Origin of the sequence: Cupriavidus sp. H18C1 (assembly GCF_049311595.1) — a bacterium.
Taxonomy (GTDB): Bacteria; Pseudomonadota; Gammaproteobacteria; order Burkholderiales; family Burkholderiaceae; genus Cupriavidus; species Cupriavidus cauae.
This window is the reverse complement of sequence record NZ_CP186008.1, coordinates 477,826-498,751: the sequence shown is the minus strand read 5'-3', so window position 1 is coordinate 498,751 and position 20,926 is coordinate 477,826. Positions and strand designations below refer to the sequence as shown.

General features: G+C 68.8%; 15 protein-coding genes and 4 pseudogenes. 3 read left to right on the top strand and 16 right to left on the bottom strand.

From position 1 onward, the window contains the following. Positions 1-120: 120 nt before the first annotated feature. The 10 genes and pseudogenes from OJJOAM_RS02330 to mfd form a co-directional block, all read right to left on the bottom strand. Positions 121-2,334: a TonB-dependent siderophore receptor gene (locus OJJOAM_RS02330; protein ID WP_422648757.1), complete on the bottom strand. Its 2,214-nt coding sequence runs from the start codon at positions 2,332-2,334 to the stop codon at positions 121-123. Between the two features lie 149 nt (positions 2,335-2,483). After that, entirely contained in the window at positions 2,484-2,615 is a 132-nt protein-coding gene (locus OJJOAM_RS02325) for a hypothetical protein (RefSeq protein ID WP_422648756.1), read from the bottom strand. A 26-nt stretch (positions 2,616-2,641) separates the two neighbouring features. Continuing rightward, positions 2,642-4,275 (bottom strand): annotated as a pseudogene (locus OJJOAM_RS02320) (PepSY-associated TM helix domain-containing protein). A gap of 10 nt (positions 4,276-4,285) precedes the next feature. Beyond that, positions 4,286-4,570: a hypothetical protein gene (locus OJJOAM_RS02315; protein ID WP_149318875.1), complete on the bottom strand. Its 285-nt coding sequence runs from the start codon at positions 4,568-4,570 to the stop codon at positions 4,286-4,288. Next, positions 4,567-4,842: a hypothetical protein gene (locus OJJOAM_RS02310; RefSeq protein ID WP_422648755.1), complete on the bottom strand. Its 276-nt coding sequence runs from the start codon at positions 4,840-4,842 to the stop codon at positions 4,567-4,569. Before OJJOAM_RS02310 ends, OJJOAM_RS02315 begins: the two co-directional genes overlap by 4 nt. Positions 4,843-5,099: 257 nt before the next feature. Further along, complete coding sequence (gene serB, locus OJJOAM_RS02305; protein ID WP_422648754.1) at positions 5,100-5,954, bottom strand: phosphoserine phosphatase SerB; 855 nt, start codon at positions 5,952-5,954, stop codon at positions 5,100-5,102. Between the two features lie 178 nt (positions 5,955-6,132). Then, positions 6,133-7,626, bottom strand: coding sequence for an amidohydrolase (locus OJJOAM_RS02300; RefSeq protein ID WP_422648753.1), 1,494 nt, complete (start codon positions 7,624-7,626; stop codon positions 6,133-6,135). Positions 7,627-7,876: 250 nt separating this feature from the next. Further along, positions 7,877-8,401: a M20/M25/M40 family metallo-hydrolase gene (locus OJJOAM_RS02295; RefSeq protein ID WP_422649473.1), complete on the bottom strand. Its 525-nt coding sequence runs from the start codon at positions 8,399-8,401 to the stop codon at positions 7,877-7,879. 37 nt (positions 8,402-8,438) lie between these two features. Then, a pseudogene (locus OJJOAM_RS02290) lies at positions 8,439-9,128 on the bottom strand (M20/M25/M40 family metallo-hydrolase); the annotation flags it as partial. A 241-nt stretch (positions 9,129-9,369) separates the two neighbouring features. Then, positions 9,370-12,844: pseudogene (gene mfd / locus OJJOAM_RS02285) on the bottom strand (transcription-repair coupling factor). A 206-nt stretch (positions 12,845-13,050) separates the two neighbouring features. Here mfd and OJJOAM_RS02280 point away from each other — a divergent pair. Further along, positions 13,051-13,896, top strand: a complete 846-nt coding sequence (locus OJJOAM_RS02280; RefSeq protein ID WP_422648752.1) for an IspD/TarI family cytidylyltransferase — start codon at positions 13,051-13,053, stop codon at positions 13,894-13,896. Further along, positions 13,893-14,402, top strand: coding sequence for a 2-C-methyl-D-erythritol 2,4-cyclodiphosphate synthase (gene ispF, locus OJJOAM_RS02275; protein ID WP_422648751.1), 510 nt, complete (start codon positions 13,893-13,895; stop codon positions 14,400-14,402). The genes OJJOAM_RS02280 and ispF overlap by 4 nt, the downstream gene beginning before the upstream one ends. A 104-nt stretch (positions 14,403-14,506) precedes the next feature. Here the strand turns inward: ispF and OJJOAM_RS02270 are convergent, their stop codons facing one another. The 5 genes and pseudogenes from OJJOAM_RS02270 to ompR all read right to left on the bottom strand — a co-directional run bounded on the left by OJJOAM_RS02270 (position 14,507) and on the right by ompR (position 18,950). Further along, positions 14,507-15,082, bottom strand: a complete 576-nt coding sequence (locus tag OJJOAM_RS02270) for a GNAT family N-acetyltransferase (protein WP_422648750.1) — start codon at positions 15,080-15,082, stop codon at positions 14,507-14,509. Positions 15,083-15,327: 245 nt separating this feature from the next. After that, positions 15,328-15,849, bottom strand: a complete 522-nt coding sequence (locus OJJOAM_RS02265; RefSeq protein WP_006576349.1) for a carboxymuconolactone decarboxylase family protein — start codon at positions 15,847-15,849, stop codon at positions 15,328-15,330. Between the two features lie 109 nt (positions 15,850-15,958). Further along, the gene (locus OJJOAM_RS02260) at positions 15,959-16,507 is read right to left on the bottom strand and encodes a peroxiredoxin (RefSeq protein ID WP_422648749.1); all 549 of its coding nucleotides are present in this window, start codon (positions 16,505-16,507) and stop codon (positions 15,959-15,961) included. 354 nt (positions 16,508-16,861) lie between these two features. Further along, positions 16,862-18,212 (bottom strand): annotated as a pseudogene (locus OJJOAM_RS02255) (ATP-binding protein). Between the two features lie 15 nt (positions 18,213-18,227). Beyond that, complete coding sequence (gene ompR / locus OJJOAM_RS02250; protein WP_006576352.1) at positions 18,228-18,950, bottom strand: two-component system response regulator OmpR; 723 nt, start codon at positions 18,948-18,950, stop codon at positions 18,228-18,230. Between the two features lie 205 nt (positions 18,951-19,155). Here ompR and OJJOAM_RS02245 point away from each other — a divergent pair, with 205 nt between their 5' ends. Then, a complete protein-coding gene (locus OJJOAM_RS02245; RefSeq protein WP_422648748.1) occupies positions 19,156-19,545 on the top strand; it encodes a hypothetical protein in 390 nt (129 codons plus the stop codon). Between the two features lie 84 nt (positions 19,546-19,629). Here OJJOAM_RS02245 and OJJOAM_RS02240 read toward each other — a convergent pair whose 3' ends face one another. Continuing rightward, a complete protein-coding gene (locus tag OJJOAM_RS02240) occupies positions 19,630-20,892 on the bottom strand; it encodes a Zn-dependent hydrolase (protein WP_422649472.1) in 1,263 nt (420 codons plus the stop codon). Positions 20,893-20,926: the final 34 nt, after the last annotated feature.

Below are 20,926 nucleotides of genomic sequence, written 5' to 3'. Positions count from 1 at the left end.
TGCGACCGGTGCAGGTCGTCCGCGCGAAGGGGAGGGCCCAGCATCCTGCCCGAGGGCCGCTTGGCATCCCACATTCGCGGGCCCGCCGGACAAACCCTCCGCCGGGCCGCGTTCGCAGCCTCAGAAGCTGAACGTCGCGCTGGCCCGCACCGTGCGCGGCGCGCCCTGGGTCAGGATGAAGCCGTAGCTCGGCAGCCAGTACTTCTCGTTGGTCAGGTTGTCGACCACCAGCCGGAACACCGCCGGCGTCTTGCCCAGTTTCGTCGAGTAGCGGATGCCCGCATCGAAGGTGTGGTACGCCGGCACCCAGTTGCTGTTGTTGGCCTCGAGCGCCATCTTCGACACGTACTGTCCGCCGGCGCTCAGCACCAGGCCCGGCACCGGCGGTACCGCGTACTCGACATAGGCGGTGGCCTTGAAGGTCGGCGCGCTGTAGGCGCGCTTGCCCAGCACGTCGGGCGAGGCCTCGACGTTCTCCGAATCGAGCAGCGTGACGCCGCCCATCAGCGTCCAGTCGCGCGCCAGCTTGCCGCGCGCCGACAGCTCGATGCCGCGGTAGCGGGTTTCGCCGTCCTGCGTGTAGACGTTGTCGTTGCGCAGGTAATTCAGGCCGCGCTGGATCTGGAACAGCGCCGCGTTCAGCGTCCAGTCCTCCAGTTCTGCCTTGGCGCCGATCTCGTACTGGCGGCTCTTCAGCGGGCCGAACACTTCGCCCGCGTTGCGCGCGGTCAGCGGCGCGGAGCCGCCGGCCTCCAGCGATTCGACATAGCTGCCGTACAGCGTCAGCGGCTGCACCGGCTTGTACATCAGCGCGACGGTCGGCGTCACGGGCGACTTCTTGTAGGTGCTAGAGATCGCGCCCTCCGGCGTGTAGCCGGTCTGGTCGTAGCGGGTGTAGCGCAGGCCGGCCAACACCGACCACTGCTCGTTGAACTTGATGGTGTCGCTGAAGAAGACCGACTTCTGCTCGATCTTCGAGGCGCGGTATAGCACGTCCGACGACGGCACGCGCGACAGCGGCAGCCCGGTCGGCACGAACTGGCCCGGATCGTACAGATTGCCGAAGCCGATGACGCCGCCGCCGCTGAAGCTGCCCCAGTTCTGCACCAGGCTCTGCCACGACAGGCCCGCGGCGATGTCGTGCTCGATGCCGCCGGTGCGGACCTTGCCGGTCGCCATCGTCTGCGCGTGCTGGTAGTGGTAGCGCGAATACGAGCTGTACTGGTTCTCGGCGTAGTTGCCGGCGTTGTCCAGCAGCAGGATCGCGCTGTCGGCATTGCCGCGATTCTGCTGCGTGAAGCGGTACGAGGTGCGCAGGTTCCAGTCGTCGGCGAAGCCCCAGTTGAGCTCGGTGCCGATGCTCTTGATCTCGGTCTCGTAATAGGTGCCCTTGCTGGCCACACGCTGGCTGCCGTCGAGCGTGCGTGGCGTGTTGACAAACTCGGTCACCGGCGCGCCGAAGTCCTGGCCCGGAATGATGCCGTAGTAGGCGCCCTTGACGTTGCGCTGCTGGTAGAGGCCGTCGAGCGACCAGCGCAGGTTGGGGCTCAGCCTGGCGTCGAGCGCCACCGAGGCGGAATCGCGCTTGATATGGCCGCCGTCGACGAAGGTATCGCCTTCCTCGTGCACGAAGCCGACGCGCGCGCCGAACATGTCGTTGGCGCCGAAGCGGCCGCCGACGTCGATCGCCTCGCGCAGCACGCCATCGGAGACATAGCCGAGCGACGCGCTGCCGGCGAACTTCGAGGTGGGGCGCTTGGTGACGAAGTTGGCGATGCCGCCGGGCGCGCCGAAGCCGTACATGAAGCCGCCCAGGCCCTTGAGCAGCTCGACGCGTTCGAAGTGTTCGAGCGGCACGTCGCTGCCCCAGTTCGGGATGGCGAGGCCGTCGATCTTGTAGCCCTCGAGCAGGTCCAGATGCAGGCCGCGGATGGTCAAACCCGCCGACTCGCCGATATAGCCGTCGCCGATCGGCGCGACCGACGGATCGCCGCGGAACACGTCGCCCAGCGTGATGGCCTGGCGGTTCTCGATCAGCTCCTGCGGCACCACCGAGACCGAGAACGGCGTGTCCTGCAGCGGCTTGTCGCCGAGGGCGCCGGTGCTGGCGTCGCGGGCGCGATAGGCGGGCTCGCTGCCGGCGGTGACATGGACGGTCGGCAGCTCGGCTTGCGCGGTAGCGGTCGCCGTGGGGCTTGCGGTGGTGCTGGCAGTGGTGCCGGCGGTGGCGGTCTGCGCGAGCACCGGCGCGGCGGCGCCGCCGACGGCGACGATCAGGGCCAGCTGGCGCGCCAGCGGTGTCAGCGCGGGGCGGCTGCGGCGGGGGGTGGACATGGCTCGTTTCCTCTTCGTTTGTTGTGCGAACGCGCACGGCTCCCCGGACGCCGCGGAGAACCGCGTGCGCCTGAGAGCAGTGCAAATTGGGTTGGGGGTGTGGTTCTAGTGGGGCGGGGCGCTGCGAATGGCGCCGGCCAGGGCGCCGATCAGATCGCCAATCGGGGCGCCGACCAGTCCCGCCGCGCCTCGGGTGGAGCGGTTGGCGAGATCGGCATCATCTGCACGATCGGCATGCTGGGCGCGATCTGGATGAACGACATGATCGGCACGATGGACATGATCGGCGCGGCTGGCGCGGCAAGCGTCACGGCGCGTCGACCACCGGCGGGGCCGACGGCCCGGGATCGCCGCGGCTCGGGCGCGGCGCCCATACCGAATCCGCCGGTCCGGTCCGTGCCCGGCGCTGCGTGGCGCGCGCCAGCGCGACGAAGCCGACCGCGAACACCAGCGCGCCGATGTCGAAGCCGGCCACGGCCCATTCGCCTTGCTGCACGCTGCGCAGCAGATGGTCGCCGGTCAGGATGGCGTTGGCGACCGGCACCACCAGGTAGGCCAGCGCCGCCACGTACAGCAGCTCGATCGCCGCGCGCACCGGGGGGCGCAGCAGCGCCCAGGCCAGCGCGGCGAAGAACACCGGGAAGTAGACGAAGGACGACGGACGCTCCGGCCACAGCAGCGCGCCGGTGAAGGCCACCGCCACGCCGACGCAGCAGCCGATGCAGACGCCGACGGTGGCCTGCGCCAGCAGCCGGTGCACGCGCGGCTGCTCGGCCTGGCGCGCCTTGCGGCGCGATTCGATCCACAGCAGGTTGCCCGAGTAGAACAGGAAGGCCCCGGCCAGCCCGGCGATCAGATAGACCAGCCGCAGCGCCAGGTCGCCGTAGGTGCCGAAATGCAGCGCGAACAGGGCGCTGTACAGCCCGTGGTTCGCGTCGCGTCCGCTGGCGGTCTGGTTGGCGATCACGCGGCCGCTGTCGGGCTGGCCGGCGGCGGCGTGGATGCCCACCGAGCCGAAGTTGCCGAGCGCGCGCTCGCTGTCGCCGCGCACCTCGATCAGCGCATTGGCGTCGCCCACGCGCTGGTAGCGCACCGAATTGGGCTTGAAGCCCTCGCCGGCGGTGCGCTGCGCGATCTCGATCAGCTCGCGCGCCGGCATCAGCGGCGCCGGCTTGCCGGCCGCCTGCACCTCGGGCACCGACGACATCGCGGTCGGCAGCGCCGACATCAGCTTGCCGTCGAAGGTCAGCACGTTGAAGGCCATCGCCAGCGTCATCGACACGCAGAACAGCGCGCCGGTGATCGCGATGACCAGATGGAAGGGCAGGCTGAACAGGCCGATCACGTTGTGCGCGTCCATCCAGAAGCGCTTCAGGTTGCGGCCCGGGCGCACGGCGAACAGGTCCTTCTTCAGCCGCGGCAGGTGCAGCAGCACGCCGGAGACCAGCGCCAGCCCGTACAGCACCGACACCACCCCCCATGAAGTGCATGCCGACCTGCATCGGCAGGCCCAGCGTGTAGTGCAGGGCGTTCAGGAAGTTCGACAGCTCGCCGCGCACGCCGTCGAGCGAGGTGTCCTGCGGCGAGGTCCGGCCCGCGCCGAGCTTCTCCTCGTTGGTGGTCTGCCACTCGCCCTTGGCGTCCATCCAGTAGGCGGTGGTGTGCGGCTCGCCCTCGGTCGGCAGGCCGATATAGACGCTGGCCGCCGCCTCGGGATGGGCCTTGACCAGCGCGGCGACGAAGCGGTCCAGATCCTCGGGCGACGGCTTGGCGGCGGTATGGGTCTCGCCGCGGATGCGCGCCGGCGACTGCCACTCGTGCAGCTCGTGGTGGAACACGGTGATCGCGCCGGCGAAGAACGCGATAAACAAGGCCCAGCCGGCCATCAGGCCGACCCAGGTATGCAGCGTCTGGTAAAACGCGCAGCGTTGCAGCCTTCATGGGGTACTCCTTACGCGGCCGCGCCGGGCACGGCCATCAGCCGCAATCCCCACAACGCACCGAAACAGACGAGGTTGGCCGCGCCCAGCCAGAGCCAGGCTGCGCGGCTGCTGGAAAACAGCAGGCTGGTGCTGATGATGGCGACCCACAGCGGCAGGCTGGCGGTCACCGCGCCGATGATGCCGCTCTGCCAGCCGCCCGGCAGCCACAGGATGGCGAGCGTGCAGACCGCCAGCGACAGCGGGAAGCCGAGCAGCGTGCCGGCCAGCCATTTGGTGCCGATGCCGCCGTTCATGCCGCCTCCTCGCCGCCGCGGCGCTTGTGCAGATAGCAGCCGAGGAAGGGCCACAGCGACAGGCCGGTGCCGAGCGTGGCCAGCGTCGCGGCGATGGACGAGGGCCAGCTGTGCTCGACCGACCAGCCCACAGCGCCGGAGCACGTCAGCACGATGCCGAGCCACACCATCATGCGGCGTTGGGGCGGCTGGCGCAGCAGCACCTGATTGGGACCGGCCAGATACAGGCAGGCAGCGCCCGCCAGGCCGAGGAGAGCGGCAAAGAGTTGCATCGCAAGATTTTGTTACGGAATTCAAAACACAAATGGTAATGATTCGTATTTGGCGATGCAAGTTATTGATATTGTTTGCAATGTATTGGTAGACGGGGGAAGGGGCTGCAGGCGGAGGTCGCCATCTCCCGGACCCTGCCCACATGGGGGGAGTGGGCAGAGCGGCGGCGGGGACTACCCGGGGACTACCCGGGGACTACCGGTGGGACTACCGGGGGGGACTACAGGGTGGGCCGGCAGCAGCCGGCCGAAGGAGATCAATCCGCGAACAGATTCAGCAACCCGTCCAGCCCGACATGATTGAACGCCACGCTGGCCTGCGCGCGTACCACGGGCTTGGCGCGGAAGGCGACCGACAGGCCGGCGATGGCCATCATCTTCAGGTCGTTGGAGCCGTCGCCCATCACGATCGCCTGTTGCGAATCGGCGCCGATCGCCTCGCAGGTCTCGCGCACGGTGCGGGCCTTGACCTCGGCATTGACGATCTCGCCTTCGACGCGGCCGGTCAGCTTGCCGTCGACGATCTCCAGCGTATTGGCACGGGTGAAGTCCAGGCCCAGACGGGCCTTCAGTTTTTCGGTGAAGTGGACGAAGCCGCCCGACACCAGCAGCGTGCGCAGGCCCGCGGCGCGGGCGGCCTCCAGCATCCGCTCCGCGCCCGGCGACAGCCGCAGCCGCTCCTCGTAGACGCGGTCCAGCACGCCGGCATCCAACCCCTTGAGCAGCGCGACGCGGCGCCGCAGGCTTTCGTTGAAGTCGGTGATCTCGCCGCGCATGGCGGCCTCGGTGATCGCCGAGACCTCGGCCTTCAGCCCGCAGAAATCGGCGATCTCGTCGATGCACTCGATCGTGATCAGCGTCGAATCCATGTCCATCGCCACCAGCCGGAAGTCCGACAGCTTCCGGTGCGTCGGCAGCACGGCCCAGTCGAGCCGGCGCGGCTCGCAGAACGCCTCCAGCGCATCGCGCAGCCGCGCGTCGAGCGGCGCGCAGGCCTCGGCGCTGGCGACGGTGTCGCCACGCAGGCTCAGTCCGGGCGCGTCGGCAAGGATGCGCAGCGCGTCGATATCCGCGGAGGCGATGGGTTGCAGGCTTTGGACGATCAGGGGCATGAGAGAAGTTGGAATCTTGCGTCGTCCCCGCGCAGGCAGCGATCCAGCGGCTTGTTCGGCCGGCAGCGGCGCCGAAGCCGCCGGCCCCCGCATGCGCGGGGGACGACGGTGCAGGGCACGGGGGACGGTGAAAGGACGCTATTGTAATCGCCCCGCGCCTGCCCCTGCGCCATGCCGATCAGCGCTGCGCCATCGTCATGAAGTCGACCGTCAGGTTCGACAGCGCCCGCACGCCGTTGATCAGCGCCGGCTCATCGACGTAGAACTCCGGCGAGTGGTTCGACGGCGCCTTGGTGACGTCGGTGCCCTTCGGCGTCACGCCCAGATTGAAGAACAGCCCCGGTACCTTCTCCTGGTAGAACGAGAAGTCCTCCGAGGCGGTCGCCTTGGGCGCCAGCATCCAGTTGCCGTCGCCGGCCACGCGCTTGAGCGTCGGCGCCATCTTCTCGGTCAGCGCTGGCTGGTTGACGGTGGCGTTGTAGAGCTCGACCACGCGGAAGGTCGCCTCGGCCCCGGTGCTGGCCGCGATCGATTCGGTGGTGCGCTTCATGCGCGCATGGATGTCCTTCTTCATGCCTTCGTCATAGGTGCGGATGGTGCCCATCATCTCGACCTTCTCCGGCACGATGTTCATGCGGTTGCCGCCATGGATCGTGCCCACCGTGATCACCGAGGGCTCGAGCATCGCATTGACCTGCCGGCTCTGGATGGTCTGCAGGCCGAGCACGATCTGTGACGACACCACGATCGGATCGATGCCGCCCCACGGACGCGCGCCATGGGTCTGGCGGCCCTTGACGTCGATCCAGAACTGGTCGGCGGCGGCCATCGCCGGGCCGCTGCGCCAGGCCAGCTTGCCGGACTCGATGCCGCTGCTGACATGCAGGCCGAAGATCGCATCGACCTTCGGGTTCTCCAGCACGCCCTCGGCCACCATCTGCTTGGCGCCCCAGATATTGGTGCCGTCCGGCTCGATGTCCGCCGGGCTTTCCTCGGCCGGCTGGAAGATGAACTTGACCGTGCCGGGCAGCTGGTCCTTCATGCCGGCCAGCACCTCGGCGGTCGCCATCAAAATCGCGACGTGGGTGTCGTGGCCGCAGGCGTGCATCACGTCGACCTCCTTGCCGAGGTACTTGCCCTTGGCCTTCGAGGCGAACGGCACGTCGACGCGCTCCTTGACCGGCAGCGCGTCCATGTCGGCGCGCAGCGCCACCACCGGTCCCGGCTTGCCGCCCTTGAGCAGGCCCACCACGCCGGTCTTGGCGACGCCGGTCTTGACCTCCATGCCGAGCTTGCGCAGATGGTCGGCCACCAGCTTCGCGGTGCGCGTCTCGTAGTTGCCGAGCTCCGGGTGCTGGTGGATGTCGCGGCGCCAGGCGATCAGGCGTGCCTCGGCGGCCTTGGCGCGCGTCTCGATCTGCGCGTGCAGGGCGGGATCGCCGGTGCTCGCCTGGCCCGGCGAGGCCGCGGCCGGTGTGGCGGACGGCGTTGCAGCCGATGTCGCGGATGGTGTTGCAGCCGATGCGGCCGGCGTCGCGGTCTGCGCTAACGCAGGCGAGACCAGGGCCGAGCCGCACAGCAGGCTGGCCGCCGCGGCCAGCGCCGGGATGGCGGCCGGCGGCGGCAGGAAGCGTCGGGAGCGGGCGAAAGCGGGGGAGCGGCGTGCTGCCATGTCGAGTTCTCCTTTGATGTCGTTGTGGTCGGTGTTGCGGCCGGCGTTGCGGCCGATGTCGCGACACGTGCTGCGACACGGGTCGCGACACGTGTTGCAACGGGGCCTCTGCGTGCCCCTTGTCGATGCGGCCGGGCCATCGGCGGCCCGGCCGTTCAGGCCATCGGTGAGGAGGCGCGATGCGCCTCCGGGAGTGGGTGTCTCGGGTGTCTTGCTGTGTCTTGGTGGCGTGGCGTGGCGGCGGGAACCGTCAGGCCACGATGCGCAGGCTGTCGACGACCTTGTGCAGGAAGGCCTCGCATTGCGCGAGCTGCTCCAGCGCGACGAACTCGTCGGCCTTGTGGGCCTGCTGGATGTCGCCGGGGCCGCAGACCACGGCCGGGATGCCGGCACGCTGGAACAGGCCGCCCTCGGTGGCGTAGGCCACCTTGCTGATCGCGTTGTCGCCGGTCAGCGCGCGCACCAGCTGCGTGATCGCGTCGCGCTCGGCGGCATCGAGCGCCGGCGCCGCGGCGATGCGCGTGATGCTCAGGTCCGCGTCGGCATGCTCGGCGCGCATGCGGGGCAGCAGCACGTCGTTGGCATAGGCCTCGATGCGCGCGCGGATCGCTTCGGGATCGACGCCCGGCAGGTTGCGGTACTCGAACACGAACTCGCACAGCGCCGGGATCGTGTTCAGCGCGATACCGCCCTGGATGGTGCCGGTCGACGCGGTGGTGAAGGGCACATCGAAGGCCTCGTCGTACGGACCCTTGGCGCGGAACTCGTCGGCCAGATCGCGGATGAAGCAGATCAGCCGCGCCGCGTATTCGATCGCGTTGAGCGCCGCGCGGCGTCAGCGAGGAATGGGCGGCCTGGCCCCTGACGCAGCAGCGATAGGCGTTGATGCCCTTGTGGGCGACGATCACCCGCATGCTGGTCGGCTCGCCGACGATGCAGCCGGCCGGCTGGATGCCGCGCTCGCGCAGGTCGTCGATCAGATAGGGCGCGCCCATGCAGCCGACCTCCTCGTCGAACGACAGCGCGTAGTGCACCGGTTCGCGCAGCCGTGCCTGCAGCAGCGTGGGCAGCAGCGCGAGGCTGGTGCCGATGAAGCCCTTCATGTCGCAGGCGCCGCGGCCGTAGAGTTTGCCGTCGCGCAGCGCCGGGCGGAATGGATCGGTGCTCCAGTCCTGGCCGTCCACCGGCACCACGTCGGTATGCCCCGACAGCACGATGCCGCGCTGCTCGCTGCCGTCGGCGGCGGGCACGGTCACATGCAGGTTGGCCTTGTTGCGCTGCGGGTTGTAGCTCAGGTGGGGCTTCAGGCCCCGGGCCACGAAGTGGTCGCGCACCGTTTCGATCAGGCCGAGATTGGACTCGCGGATGGTGGTGTCGAATTCGATCAGCCGGCGGGTCCAGTCGAGGGCGGAGTGTTCGGGGGCGTCGGCGAGGGCGTCCGTGGTGGCGTCGGCGAGGGCGTCGGGGGCGGTGTCGGCGGGGGCAGGGATATGGGCTGGCATGCGGCAGGATCACGCTGATGGATGTCCGATCCTACACCTGGATATGTGCCGGGGTCCACTTTGCCGCTCCGCTAGCCCTCTTCCCCGACCCCTCTCCCGCTGGGCGGGAGAGGGGCGCCTGCTGCCGGCGTCGGCCTCTGCCGAAGCGCCGCAAACCGGCTCCCTCTCCCGCATGGGGGAGAGGGTCGGCGAGAGGGTCGGGCAGAGCGTCGGCGAGAGGGCAACCGGCCTCCGCCGCCCCTCAAGCCAGCTGCCGCAGCGTCTGCTTGATCGTCTGCGCGCGCACCGCCACGTCCGGCATCTTCGCCTCGATGCGCAGCCTGTCCTGACCGGCCAGCTTGATATGCCGGTTCTTCTGCACCAGGTCGATGATGCGGATCGCATCGATCGGCGGGTTGGGCACGAACTGCACGCTGATCGAGGCCTCGCCGGCGTCGATCTTGCGCACGCCCAGCGGCACCGCGGCGATGCGCAGCCGGTGCGTTTCGATCAGCGCCTGCGCCTGCGCCGGCGGGCGGCCGAAGCGGTCGACCAGCTCCTCGTGGATGTCGTCGACCTGCTCGGGACGCTCGCAGTTGGCCAGCCGCTTGTACAGCGACAGCCGCTCGTGCACGTCGGTGCAGTAGTCGCTCGGCAGCAGCGCCGGCGTGCCTAGGTTGATCTCGGTGGTGGCCGCCAGCGGCGCCATCAGGTCCGGCTCCTTGCCGGCCTTCAGCGCCTTGACCGCGGCGTTCAGCATGTCGGTGTACAGCTGGAAGCCGATCTCGTGGATCTCGCCCGACTGCTTGTCGCCCAGCACCTCGCCGGCGCCGCGGATTTCCAGGTCGTGCATCGCCAGGTAGAAGCCCGAACCGAGTTCCTCCATCTGCTGGATCGCCTCGAGCCGGCGCTGTGCCTGCCTGGTCAGCCCTTCCGGATCGTGCACCAGCAGATAGGCGTAGGCCTGGTGGTGCGAGCGGCCGACGCGGCCGCGCAGCTGGTGCAGCTGCGCCAGGCCGAACTTGTCGGCGCGGTGGATCAGGATCGTGTTGGCCGACGGCACGTCGATGCCGGTCTCGATGATGGTCGTGCACAGCAGGATGTTGGCGCGCCGCGCGACGAAATCGCGCATCACACGTTCGAGCTCGCGCTCGTGCATCTGCCCGTGCGCCACCGCGATGCGCGCCTCGGGCACCAGCTCGGCCAGCCGCGCGCGCTTGTTCTCGATGGTCTCGACCTCGTTGTGCAGAAAGTAGACCTGGCCGCCGCGCTTGAGCTCGCGCAGGATGGCCTCGCGCAGCACGCCGTCTTCCCTCGCGCCGCACGAAGGTCTTGATCGCCAGCCGCTTCTGCGGCGCGGTGGCGATCACCGAGAAGTCGCGCAGCCCTTCGAGCGCCATGCCCAGCGTGCGCGGGATCGGCGTCGCGGTCAGCGTCAGCACGTCGACCTCGGCCCGCAGCGTCTTCAGCGCTTCCTTCTGGCGCACGCCGAAGCGGTGTTCCTCGTCGATGATGACCAGTCCCAGCCGCTGGAAGCGCACGTCGTCGGACAGCAGCTTGTGCGTGCCGATCACGATATCGACGGTGCCGTCGTTGATCTGCTTGATCGCCGCGTCGACCTCCTTCTTGGTCTTGAAGCGCGATAGCTCGACGATGCGCACCGGCCAGTCGGCGAAGCGGTCCGACAGCGTCTGGAAATGCTGCTCTGCGAGCAGCGTGGTCGGCGCCAGCATCGCCACCTGCTTGCCGCCCATCACCGCGACGAAGGCCGCGCGTAGCGCCACCTCGGTCTTGCCGAAGCCGACGTCGCCGCAGACCAGCCGGTCCATCGGCTTGCCCGAGGTCATGTCGGCGATCACCGCGGCGATTGCCGCGGCCTGGTCCGGCGTCTCCTCGAAACCGAAGCTCTCGGCGAAGGTCTCGTAGTCCTTCGGCGCCAGCGCGAACGCATGGCCCTCGCGCAGCGCGCGGCGCGCGTACAGGTTCAGCAGCTCGGCCGCGGTATCGCGGATCTGCTGCGCGGCGCGGCGCTTGGCGCGGTCCCACTGGCCGGAGCCGAGCGAATGCAGCGGCGCGGTCTCCGGATCGGCACCCGAATAGCGCGAGATCACGTGCAGCTGGTGGACCGGCACATACAGCTTGCTGCCCTTGTCGTAGTCCAGATGCAGGAATTCCTCGTCGCCCTGGCCCATGTCGAGCGTGACCAGGCCCTGGTAGCGGCCGATGCCATGCTCGCTGTGCACGACCGGGTCGCCGATCTTCAGCTCGGCCAGGTCGCGCACCATCGCGTCGACGCTGCTGGCCTGCTCCTGCTTGCGGCGGCCGGCGCGGCGCGCGGTATTCGCATAGAGCTCGGCCTCGGTGACGAAGGCCAGGCCCGGCTGGCCGTCCATCGGCGGCAGCGCGAAGCCGCTTTGCAGCGGCGCCACCGCGATCGCGAACGGCGCGTCGCCGGCGAGGAAGGCCGCGCAATCCTCGACCGGATGCGGACGCAGGCCGCTGTCGGCGAACAGCTGCAGCAGCGTCTCGCGGCGGCCCGCCGAATCGGCGCACATCAGCACGCGAGCCTGCTTGCGCAGCAGCAGCGCCTCGAGATTGACCAGCGGGTCCTCGGCGCGGCGATTGACCGAGACGTCGGGCAGCGCGGCCGACAGCGGAGCGGCGTCGGCGCCGGCCGGGCCTTCCTGCAGCACCAGCCGCGCCAGCGGCTTGGCGGCGCTGAAGAACTGCTCCTCGTTCAGGAACAACTGCGCGGGCGGCAGCAGCGGCCGCTCGCGATCGTGCCGCATGAAGTCGTAGCGCTGCTGCGTATCGGTCCAGAAGCGGCGGATCGCCTCGTCGATCGCGCCGACATAGGCCAGCTGCGTGCCGGCCGGCAGGTAGTCGAACAGCGTCGCCGCCGCGTCGAAGAACAGCGGCAGGTAATACTCGATGCCGGCCGACGGCACGCCGTTGCCGATGTCCTTGTAGATTGGCGACTTGCTCGGGTCGCCCTCGAACACCTCGCGCCAGCGGCCGCGGAACGCGGTGCGCGCGGCCTCGTCGAGCGGGAATTCGCGGCCGGGCAGCAGGCGCACCTCCTTGACCGGATAGAGGCTGCGCTGCGTGTCCGGATCGAAGGCGCGGATGGTCTCGATCTCGTCGCCGAACAGGTCGATCCGGTACGGCAGCGCCGAGCCCATCGGGAACAGGTCGATCAGGCCGCCGCGCACGCTGTATTCGCCGGGCCGCATCACCGCGCTGACGTGCTCGTAGCCGGCCAGCGTGAACTGCGCCTTCAGCGCGGCCTCGTCGAGCCGTTCGCCCTGCTTGAAGAAGAAGGTGTAGGCGGCGAGGAAGGCCGGCGGCGCGAGCCGGTACAGCGCGGTCTGCGCGGGCACCAGCATCACGTCGCACTGGCCGGTCTGGATGTCGTGCAGCGTCGCCAGGCGCTCCGACACCAGGTCCTGGTGCGGCGAGAAGCTGTCGTAGGGCAGGGTCTCCCAGTCGGGCAGCACGCGCACGCGCAGCTCCGGCGCGAACCACGGGATCTCGTCGGCCAGCCGCTGCGCGTCGACCGCGTTGGCGCACATCACCGCCAGCATCGGCATCTGGCCGTGGTGGGCGCGGGCATAGGCGGCCAGCGCCAGCGCATCGGCCGAGCCGTGCAGGCCGGCGATCTGATGGCGCTGGCCGGCCTTGACCAGCGGCAGCTGAGTGGAAACGGGGAGCGCGGAAGGCGATTTGGCGTCGGACATAAAGCGGTTCGGTTCAAACGACGACACCCCGCCGGCAGCGCGGGCGGGGGTGTCGAGAAGAGGGTCGTATTATAGAATGCGCAGCGCCCGGCCATCCGGCGTCGCATGCCGGCGCCGCATTCCCGGTGCAGGCCGGCTGCATGCCGGCCGCAATCCGGCCGCACTCCGGCCACGTTCGCACCTTCCCTTATCCGCAAGTCCGCCGCATGTCCGAACGACGTTTTGCCCTGATTCCCTGTGCCGGCAGCGGCAGTCGCGCGGGTGGCGGCCTGCCCAAGCAGTATCGCGAGCTGGCCGGCCATCCGATGATCTGGTACGCGCTGGCCGCGTTCTCGGCGTGCGAGTCGATCAGCGCCACCGCGCTGGTGCTCGCGCCCGACGATCTGCCGCTGGAGGCGCGCTTCGGCTCGGCGGCCTTTGCCGGACTGCGCTTTGATACGGCCTTCGTCGGCGGCCAGTCGCGCCATGAATCGGTGCTCAACGGGCTGCGGCATCTGGTCCAGCTGGGCGCCGAGGATCAGGACTGGGTGCTGGTGCACGATGCCGCGCGGCCCGGGCTGACGCCGCTGATGATCGATACGCTGATCCGCGCGGTGGAAGGGGACGATGGCGACGGTCCCGACGCGGCGATCGGCGGCATCCTGGCGGTGCCGGTGCCCGATACGCTCAAGCGCGCGGAGGCCGGGCCGCCGCCTCCGAGCGAGCCGTCGCAATCTTCCCGGCCGTCCCAGTCTTCGCAGTCCTTGCAGCCCCCGCAGCCATCCCGCATCGGCGGCACCGTGCCGCGCGAAGGGCTGTGGCAGGCGCAGACCCCGCAGATGTTCCGCGTCGGCGTCCTGCGCCAGGCGCTGGAAGACGCGCTCGCCAGCGGCGCGGTCGTGACCGACGAGGCCAGCGCGATCGAGCGGCTGGGCCTGAAGCCGCGGCTCGTCAACGGCTCGCTGCGCAATTTCAAGGTGACCTATCCCGAGGACTTCGCGCTCGCCGAAGTCCTGCTCGGCGGCTCGTCAGCCGCTCCCTCTTCTGGTTCTTCTGGAGACCGATCGCGATGATGCCCTTCGATATCCGCGTGGGACAAGGCTACGACGTGCACGCGCTGGTGCCGGGCCGCAAGCTGGTGCTCGGCGGCGTGGAGATCCCCCACGACCGCGGCCTGCTCGGCCATTCCGATGCCGATGCCTTGCTGCATGCGATCACCGACGCCTTGTTCGGCGCCGCGGGGCTGGGCGACATCGGCCGGCACTTCCCCGATACCGATCCGGCCTTTGCCGGCGCTGACAGCCGCGCGCTGCTGCGCGAGGCGGTGCGGCGCGTGCGCGAGGCCGGTTACGAAGTGGGCAATGTCGATGCGACGGTGATCGCGCAGGCGCCGAAGCTGGCGCCGCATATCGGTGCGATGGTGGCCAATCTGGCCGAGGATCTGGGCATCGCGGCCGGCCGCTGCAACGTCAAGGCCAAGACCAACGAGAAGCTGGGCTTCGAAGGGCGCCAGGAAGGGATCGTTGCGCAGGCGGCGGTGCTGCTGTGGCGCGGCGCCATCGTCGCGCCGCAGGACTGAGCACGCTGCGGGGCGCCGTCGTTGCGCCGCGGGACTGAGCAGGGTGCGCGCGCCATCGTCGCGCCGTGGGCTGAACGTGCTGCGCCGCGCGGTCGTGCGGGCCGTTACAGGCCCGGCTGCGGCGCGTCGGCTTCCTTCGGCTCGATCGCGTAGACGTAGTCGACCAGCCGTTCCAGCGGGCCGGAGCGCGCGCCGGCCTCGGTCCGCTTGACGAAGCCCATCTGCTGGCACAGGCGGTTGGCGGCGCCCATTTCCGGCATGGTGCGCACCACCAGCGCCTGCGCGCCGATATCGCGCGCACGCTGGATGCAGATCTGCATCAGCGTGCGGCCGAGGCCCAGGCCGCGTGCCTGCGGACTGACCGACAGCAGCCGCGCCTCGGGCAGGGCCAGCGTCACCGTGCTGCCGTCCAGGGCCTGCAGCGTCGCGCCGGGATGGCAGAACAGCACCGCGCCGCTGATGCCGTGATCGGTCTCGGCAACCCACCATTCCATATCGGACGTATTGGTCGCCAGCACCGAGCGCATGCCCTGTTGGAACGACGCGCGGCAGTCCTCCATGATTTCGAGCTCGTACTGCGCATACGCTTCCTGCGTGACCGCGGCGATCTGGCCCCAGTCGGAAGCCGTGGCGAGACGATAGTGGAAATGCGGCGAGGAGGGCGAGGGCAGTTGGCTCATGATGGTCCGCGAAGCAGAATCTGCCTCGATTGTAGGCCGGACCGTGCACAAATGCAGTCGGAGAAATGCGGACGCGCGGCGCATGCGCGGCGGTTTCGCGGGCCCTGCAATGCCGATGGCCGCGCGCGGCGGCCATCGACCAACATCAACAAACATCGACAAACGTCGGCGGGAAGGGCCCCAAGAAAGGCCTGCGGAAGGGCCTGCAGAAGGCCTGGGGAAGCCCCTGTCCCGCGTGTGCCGCCTTACTCGGCGGCGATCACGTTGGCCGCGGCCGTGATCACGGCGGCAATACGGCCGACATCGCGCAGTTGCTGCGAGGTCATGCCCTGTTCGTTCTTCAGCAGCTCGTAGTGCGAGCGGATGCAGAAGTGGCACTTGCCGACGATCGACGCGGCCAGCGCGTACATCTCGAAACGGCGCTTGTCGACGCCGCCGTGGGTCGCATACGCATTCATGCGCAGGCCGGCGGGCTGGCTTGCCAGATCGGGATCGGCGGCCATCTCGACATACGGATACCAGACATTGTTCATGCCCATCAGCGCGGCCGCGGTCAGCGCGCCGTTCAGCTCTTCGGGCGACAGCACGCCGGCGTTGCGGATCGCGTCGACGATGATCTTGCTCTTGGCGGCGAAGGCGGCGGCCAGCGCGACGCCCACCGCATCGTTGCCCTCCAGCGAGGAGCGTGCGATGGTGCCGTCCAGGTTCAGGCGGATGTCCTTCGCATAGTCGGGAATGAGATTCTTGATCGTGTTGAGGAATTCCATCAAATTCTCCTATCGCTTTGGGCGAAAAAAACCCGCGTGGGCGGGTTTCGGTGCGCACTGGGGCGCGTCGCCGGCGGCGGGGCCGCCGGCAACATCGACATGGCGCGAATTACAGCGTCGAGCCGCCGACAGCGCGGTTGCACGGGCACAGCTCGTCGGTCTGCAGGCCGTCCAGAATGCGCAGGATTTCGTCCGGGTTACGGCCGACGTTCAGGTTGTTCACCGACACGTGCTGGATGGTGTTGTCCGGGTCGACGATGAAGGTGGCGCGCAGCGCAACGCCGGCTTCCTTCTCGCGCACGCCCAGCTGGTCGACCAGCGAGCCGGTGGTATCCGCGAACTGCCACGAGTTCAGTTTGTTCAGGTCCTTGTGTTCACGGCGCCATGCCAGCTTGACGAACTCGTTGTCGGTCGAGCCGCCCAGCACGACGGCGTCGCGGTCGGCGAAGTCCTGGTTCAGCTTGGCGAAGGCCACGATTTCGGTCGGGCACACGAAGGTGAAGTCCTTCGGGTAGAAGTAGATGATTTTCCACTTGCCTTCGAACGACTTCTCGGTGATGTCTTCAAAGGCCGACTGGCCGTTTTCTTCGTGGGCGTTGAAACCCGGCTTGACACCGACGACGTGGAACGGTTCGAGCTTGTCACCAACGGTCTTCATGGACTTCTCCTGGATACGGTTGAACAGACGCCAGCGGGGCATCGCAAGCGGCCATCGTCGAGGACGATTTTCTCGGGCCGCTGCGCGTGCCACGCAACGAATGGGAAGTATGCAGCATCCTGTTCGGCACGGCTAATTGAAAATCTCAAAGAGCCCGATAGCCGCGGAAACTGCGAGGCCCGGCGCGAAAGCGGCGTGGCACGCCGGCTTGCGCCGTCCGGCAACGATACACGATCGCGATGACGGAACGGCGACGCGGCGTGCATCAGGCATGCACCAGGCATGCACCAGGCACGCAATGAGGCGTGCATCAAGCACGCTTGGAGCGTGACTCAGGCGGGAGTGAGGCGTGCATCAAGCGCGCCGGAAACACGCGCTGACCACCAGCCCGCTGCCCGGCGACGGACGGTTGGTCAGCACCAGGCGACCGCCGTTGCGCTGCATGATCCGGTTGACGATCGACATGCCCAGCCCCGCGCCCTTGGCCTCGCTGCGCGCCGCGTCGAGCCGATAGAACGGCCGCGTCAGCAGCGGCAGCTGGGCATCGGGCACGCCGTCGCCATGATCGGCCACGACCAGCATCGCCTCCTTGTCATGGTTGCGCGTGGTGATCTCGACTTCGGCGATGCCGCTGTCCGGGTGCTTGGCATAGCGGCGCGCATTCTCGACCAGGTTGTCGAGGATGCGCTGGACCTCCATCCGGTTGGCCATCGCCATCACCGGCTCGGGCGCATGCACGCGGATGCGGATGTCGTCGTGCGCGGCATAGACGTTGACCGCGTCGCGCACCAGCGAGGACAGGTCCACCGGCTCGCTGCTCTCCTGCGCGGGGCGCGCGTAGTTCAGGAACTGCCCGATGATCGCGTCCATCTGCTCGATGTCGGCGATCATCGCCTCGCGCGTGGTGTCGTCGACGGGGGACATCTCGGTCTCGAGCCGCAGCCGCGTCAGCGGCGTGCGCAGGTCGTGCGAGATGCCGGCCAGCATCACCACGCGATCGTCGTCGAGCTGGCGCAGGTCGCGCACCATCTGGTTGAAGCTGTGGTTGGCCTGCGCGACCTCGCTGGCGCCGCGCTCGGGCAGCGGCGGGGGATCGCCCCCCCGAACCGATTGCGCGCGCCGCATCGGCCAGGCGCTTGAGCGGCCGGTTGACCCGCGCCGTGATGAAGGCCGCGCCGAAGATCGACAGCAGCACCGCGGCCACGGTCCACCACAGCCATTGCAGTCCGGGCACGCGTTCGAAGCGCTCCGGGCTGATCGCCACCCAGTAGTCGTCGCCCTCGATCTCGAAGCTGACCCAGACGCCGGGAATGTCGTTGACCGTGGTCGCGATCACGGTATCGCCGCCCAGCCGGCTGCGGATTTCCTGCTGCACCAGCTGGGTCAGGAAGGGGTTCGCGGTGGGCGTGGTGAAGTCGTCGTCGCGCTCGCGCGGATAGACCTTGATGCCTTCGTTCTGCACCAGGTCGAGTAGCAGGAAGCGACGCCGCGCGGGGTCGGAATAGAGCAGGGCCGCACGCGTGAGCTTGACCACGCTGACCACCTGCATCGCGATCTGCTGCGCCCGAGGGGCGCGTTCGAACAGCCGGTAGCTCTGAAACCAGATGCCCAGCGAGATGGCCAGCAACAGCGCGATCAGCATGAAGGTTCGCCAGAACAGCGAACCGAAGAAACGCGTGGCCGTGCGGCGGATCACAGTCGCCACGATAACGGCCGGGACTTACTTCACGCCATCGGGAATGAAGACGTAGCCCAGCCCCCAGACGGTCTGGATGAAACGCGGATTGCCCGGATCGGGTTCGATCAGCTTGCGCAGGCGCGAGATCTGCACGTCCAGGCTGCGGTCGAACACTTCGTATTCGCGGCCGCGCGCCATTTCCATCAGCTTCTCGCGCGACAGCGGCTGGCGCGGATGGCGGGCGAACACCTTGAGCACCGAGAACTCGCCGGTGGTCAGCGTGATTTCCTCGTCGTTCTTGGTCAGCGTGCGCGTGGCCAGGTTCAGCACGAAGTCGCCGAAGGCGAAGGTCTCCGGCGTTTCCGACGGGGCGCCGGGCACTTCGGCCGGGCCCTTGCGGCGCAGCACCGCGTGGATGCGCGCGATCAGTTCGCGCGGGTTGAACGGCTTGGGTAGATAGTCGTCGGCGCCCATCTCGAGGCCGACGATGCGGTCCACGTCCTCGCCCTTGGCCGTCAGCATGATGATCGGGGTCTGGTCGTTGGCGCCGCGCAGACGGCGGCAGATCGACAGGCCGTCTTCGCCCGGCATCATCAGGTCGAGCACGAGCAGGTCGAAACGCTCGCGCAGCCAGAGCTTGTTCATGGCGGTGGCGTTTTCCGCGACCAGCACGGTAAAGCCTTGCTCGCCGAGATAGCGGCGCAGCAGATCGCGGAGACGGGGGTCGTCGTCCACGACGAGAATCTTGTGGCTGGTATTTTCCATGGCGCTAATCTTAGCGAGTCTCGCTAGGGGTCAAAATGGCTTAACAAAAGGTTACATACTTTACCTTGCGGCCCGCCAAGTGCACAGCGGGCAGCGTTTACACTGCGCGCTGCCCGCAAAGGGCAAATCGGTCAGCCTCGTTCCGGGAGCCCTGGCGTCGTCCAGCGGAAGCCCGAACCGGGCAAGCCCCAGACCGCCATTATCAATGAAAGCGAAATCCACCCGGTCCGAACCGCGCCGCGCCTCCGGCGCCCGACGCCGTGTCGCCGGAGCCCTGCTTGCGCTGCTGCTGCCGTCGATGCTGCTGCATGCCGCGAGCGCGTCCGCGCAGTCGCCGGGACTCGGCGCGCTGCTGCAGGGGCACGGGCGCCATCCGGGCCGGGGTGCGGAGGGCTATCCGGGGCATTCCGGCCATGCGCGCCAGGATCGCGAGCGGCCCTCGCCGCGCGAAACCCGGGGCCGCGCCAACCGCCAGCGCGCCGAGCGCGAGGCCGGCGAACGGCAGGGCCGCGGCGGCAAGCTGTCGGCCGACGAACGGCGCAAGCTGCGGCAGAGCCTCTACGACATCAGCAGGGAGATGTACCAGGGCAACTGAGTGGCAATGGCATCGGCCATGCATTCGGTTTGCCCTCTCCCGCAAGCGCCGAGGGAGCGGGCGGCTCCATCTGCGCGGCCCCGCTCACCGCGGCTTGAAATGCCGCAGGAAATCGACGAACACTTCCGCCGCCAGCTGCGCGTCCTCGGCGGTGATCGTCTCCAGCGGGTTGTGGCTGATGCCGCCATTGCCGCAGCGGACGAACAGCATCGCCACATCGGTGATCCGCTGCATCATCATCGCATCGTGCCCGGCGCCCGACGGCAGCTCGAAGGCCTGCAGCCCGCGCTTGTTCAGCACCGCCGCGAACTGCGCGCGCAGCCACGGCGCGCACGGCGCGTTGTTGACCGGTGGCACCCGTTCCACCTCCGCACGCACGCCGCGCCGCGCGGCGATCGCCTCGATGCCGGCGACGATATCGGCGATCGCGGCCTCGCGCACCGCATCTTCGCCGGCGCGGATGTCCATCGAGAAGTGGCACGCGGCCGGAATCACGTTGCTGGAGCCGTTCGGCACCTGCAGTTGGCCGACCGTGCCGACCAGCGTCGGCGCCTGGCCGCAGCGCGATTCGACCAGCAGCACCATCTCCGCGGCCGCGGCGGCGGCGTCCTTGCGCATCGTCATCGGCGTCGTGCCGGCGTGGCTGGCCAACCCGTCGATGCGCACCTGGAAGCGGCTGCTGCCGGCAATCTGCGTGACGATGCCCAGCGGCAGGTCATGGTGCAGCAGCACCGGTCCCTGTTCGATATGCACTTCGACGAAGCCGAGCAGCGTCGCCGGATCGACGGCGGCCGCGCGCAGCGCATCGGGATCGCCGCGGCCAGGCAGGTCGGATTCGGTCAGCGCCTGCGCCAGCGTGATGCCGTCGGCGTCGGCGCGCGCCAGCAGGGCCGGATCGAAGCGGCCGGCGAGCACGCTGCTCGCAAGAAAGCTGGTCTTGAAACGCAGCCCTTCCTCCTCGGCGAAGCCCACCACGTCGAAGTGATAGGGCAGCCGGATGCCGGCCTCGTTCAGCGCGCCGACCACCGCGATCGGCAGCAGGATGCCCAGGCGCCCGTCATAGCGCCCGCCGTTGCGCACCGTGTCGAAATGCGAGCCGGTCATCAGCACCTTCGCGTCGGGGCCGGCCGACGGATCGGCCTCGTAGCGGCCGATCACGTTGCCGATCGCATCGACGCGCACCTGCATGCCGGCCGCGCGCATGCGCTCGGCGAGCATGGCCGCCGCGGCGCGGTGGGCCGGCGTCAGATAGGCGCAGGTCAGGCCGCCTTCCATATCGGAGTAGCGCGCGAGCGCGTCGGCGGCATCGAGAATGGACTGGCCCAGGGAAGGAGAGGGGGAATGCATGTGCTGGCTCTTCGGTACGTCGGTGAAAAGGGAA

What these genes read in the sequence shown, in the direction of transcription:
- OJJOAM_RS02310 (WP_422648755.1), bottom strand. Translation starts at nt 4,842, where the DNA reads ATGCAACTCTTTGCCGCTCTCCTCGGCCTGGCGGGCGCTGCCTGCCTG.
- OJJOAM_RS02280 (WP_422648752.1), top strand. Translation starts at nt 13,051, where the DNA reads ATGTCCGAACGACGTTTTGCCCTGATTCCCTGTGCCGGCAGCGGCAGT.
- ispF (WP_422648751.1), top strand. Translation starts at nt 13,893, where the DNA reads ATGATGCCCTTCGATATCCGCGTGGGACAAGGCTACGACGTGCACGCG.
- ompR (WP_006576352.1), bottom strand. Translation starts at nt 18,950, where the DNA reads ATGGAAAATACCAGCCACAAGATTCTCGTCGTGGACGACGACCCCCGT.
- OJJOAM_RS02315 (WP_149318875.1), bottom strand. Translation starts at nt 4,570, where the DNA reads ATGAACGGCGGCATCGGCACCAAATGGCTGGCCGGCACGCTGCTCGGC.
- OJJOAM_RS02260 (WP_422648749.1), bottom strand. Translation starts at nt 16,507, where the DNA reads ATGAAGACCGTTGGTGACAAGCTCGAACCGTTCCACGTCGTCGGTGTC.
- serB (WP_422648754.1), bottom strand. Translation starts at nt 5,954, where the DNA reads ATGCCCCTGATCGTCCAAAGCCTGCAACCCATCGCCTCCGCGGATATC.
- OJJOAM_RS02245 (WP_422648748.1), top strand. Translation starts at nt 19,156, where the DNA reads ATGAAAGCGAAATCCACCCGGTCCGAACCGCGCCGCGCCTCCGGCGCC.
- OJJOAM_RS02270 (WP_422648750.1), bottom strand. Translation starts at nt 15,082, where the DNA reads ATGAGCCAACTGCCCTCGCCCTCCTCGCCGCATTTCCACTATCGTCTC.
- OJJOAM_RS02265 (WP_006576349.1), bottom strand. Translation starts at nt 15,849, where the DNA reads ATGGAATTCCTCAACACGATCAAGAATCTCATTCCCGACTATGCGAAG.
- OJJOAM_RS02330 (WP_422648757.1), bottom strand. Translation starts at nt 2,334, where the DNA reads ATGTCCACCCCCCGCCGCAGCCGCCCCGCGCTGACACCGCTGGCGCGC.
- OJJOAM_RS02325 (WP_422648756.1), bottom strand. Translation starts at nt 2,615, where the DNA reads ATGTCCATCGTGCCGATCATGTCGTTCATCCAGATCGCGCCCAGCATG.
- OJJOAM_RS02300 (WP_422648753.1), bottom strand. Translation starts at nt 7,626, where the DNA reads ATGGCAGCACGCCGCTCCCCCGCTTTCGCCCGCTCCCGACGCTTCCTG.
- OJJOAM_RS02240 (WP_422649472.1), bottom strand. Translation starts at nt 20,892, where the DNA reads ATGCATTCCCCCTCTCCTTCCCTGGGCCAGTCCATTCTCGATGCCGCC.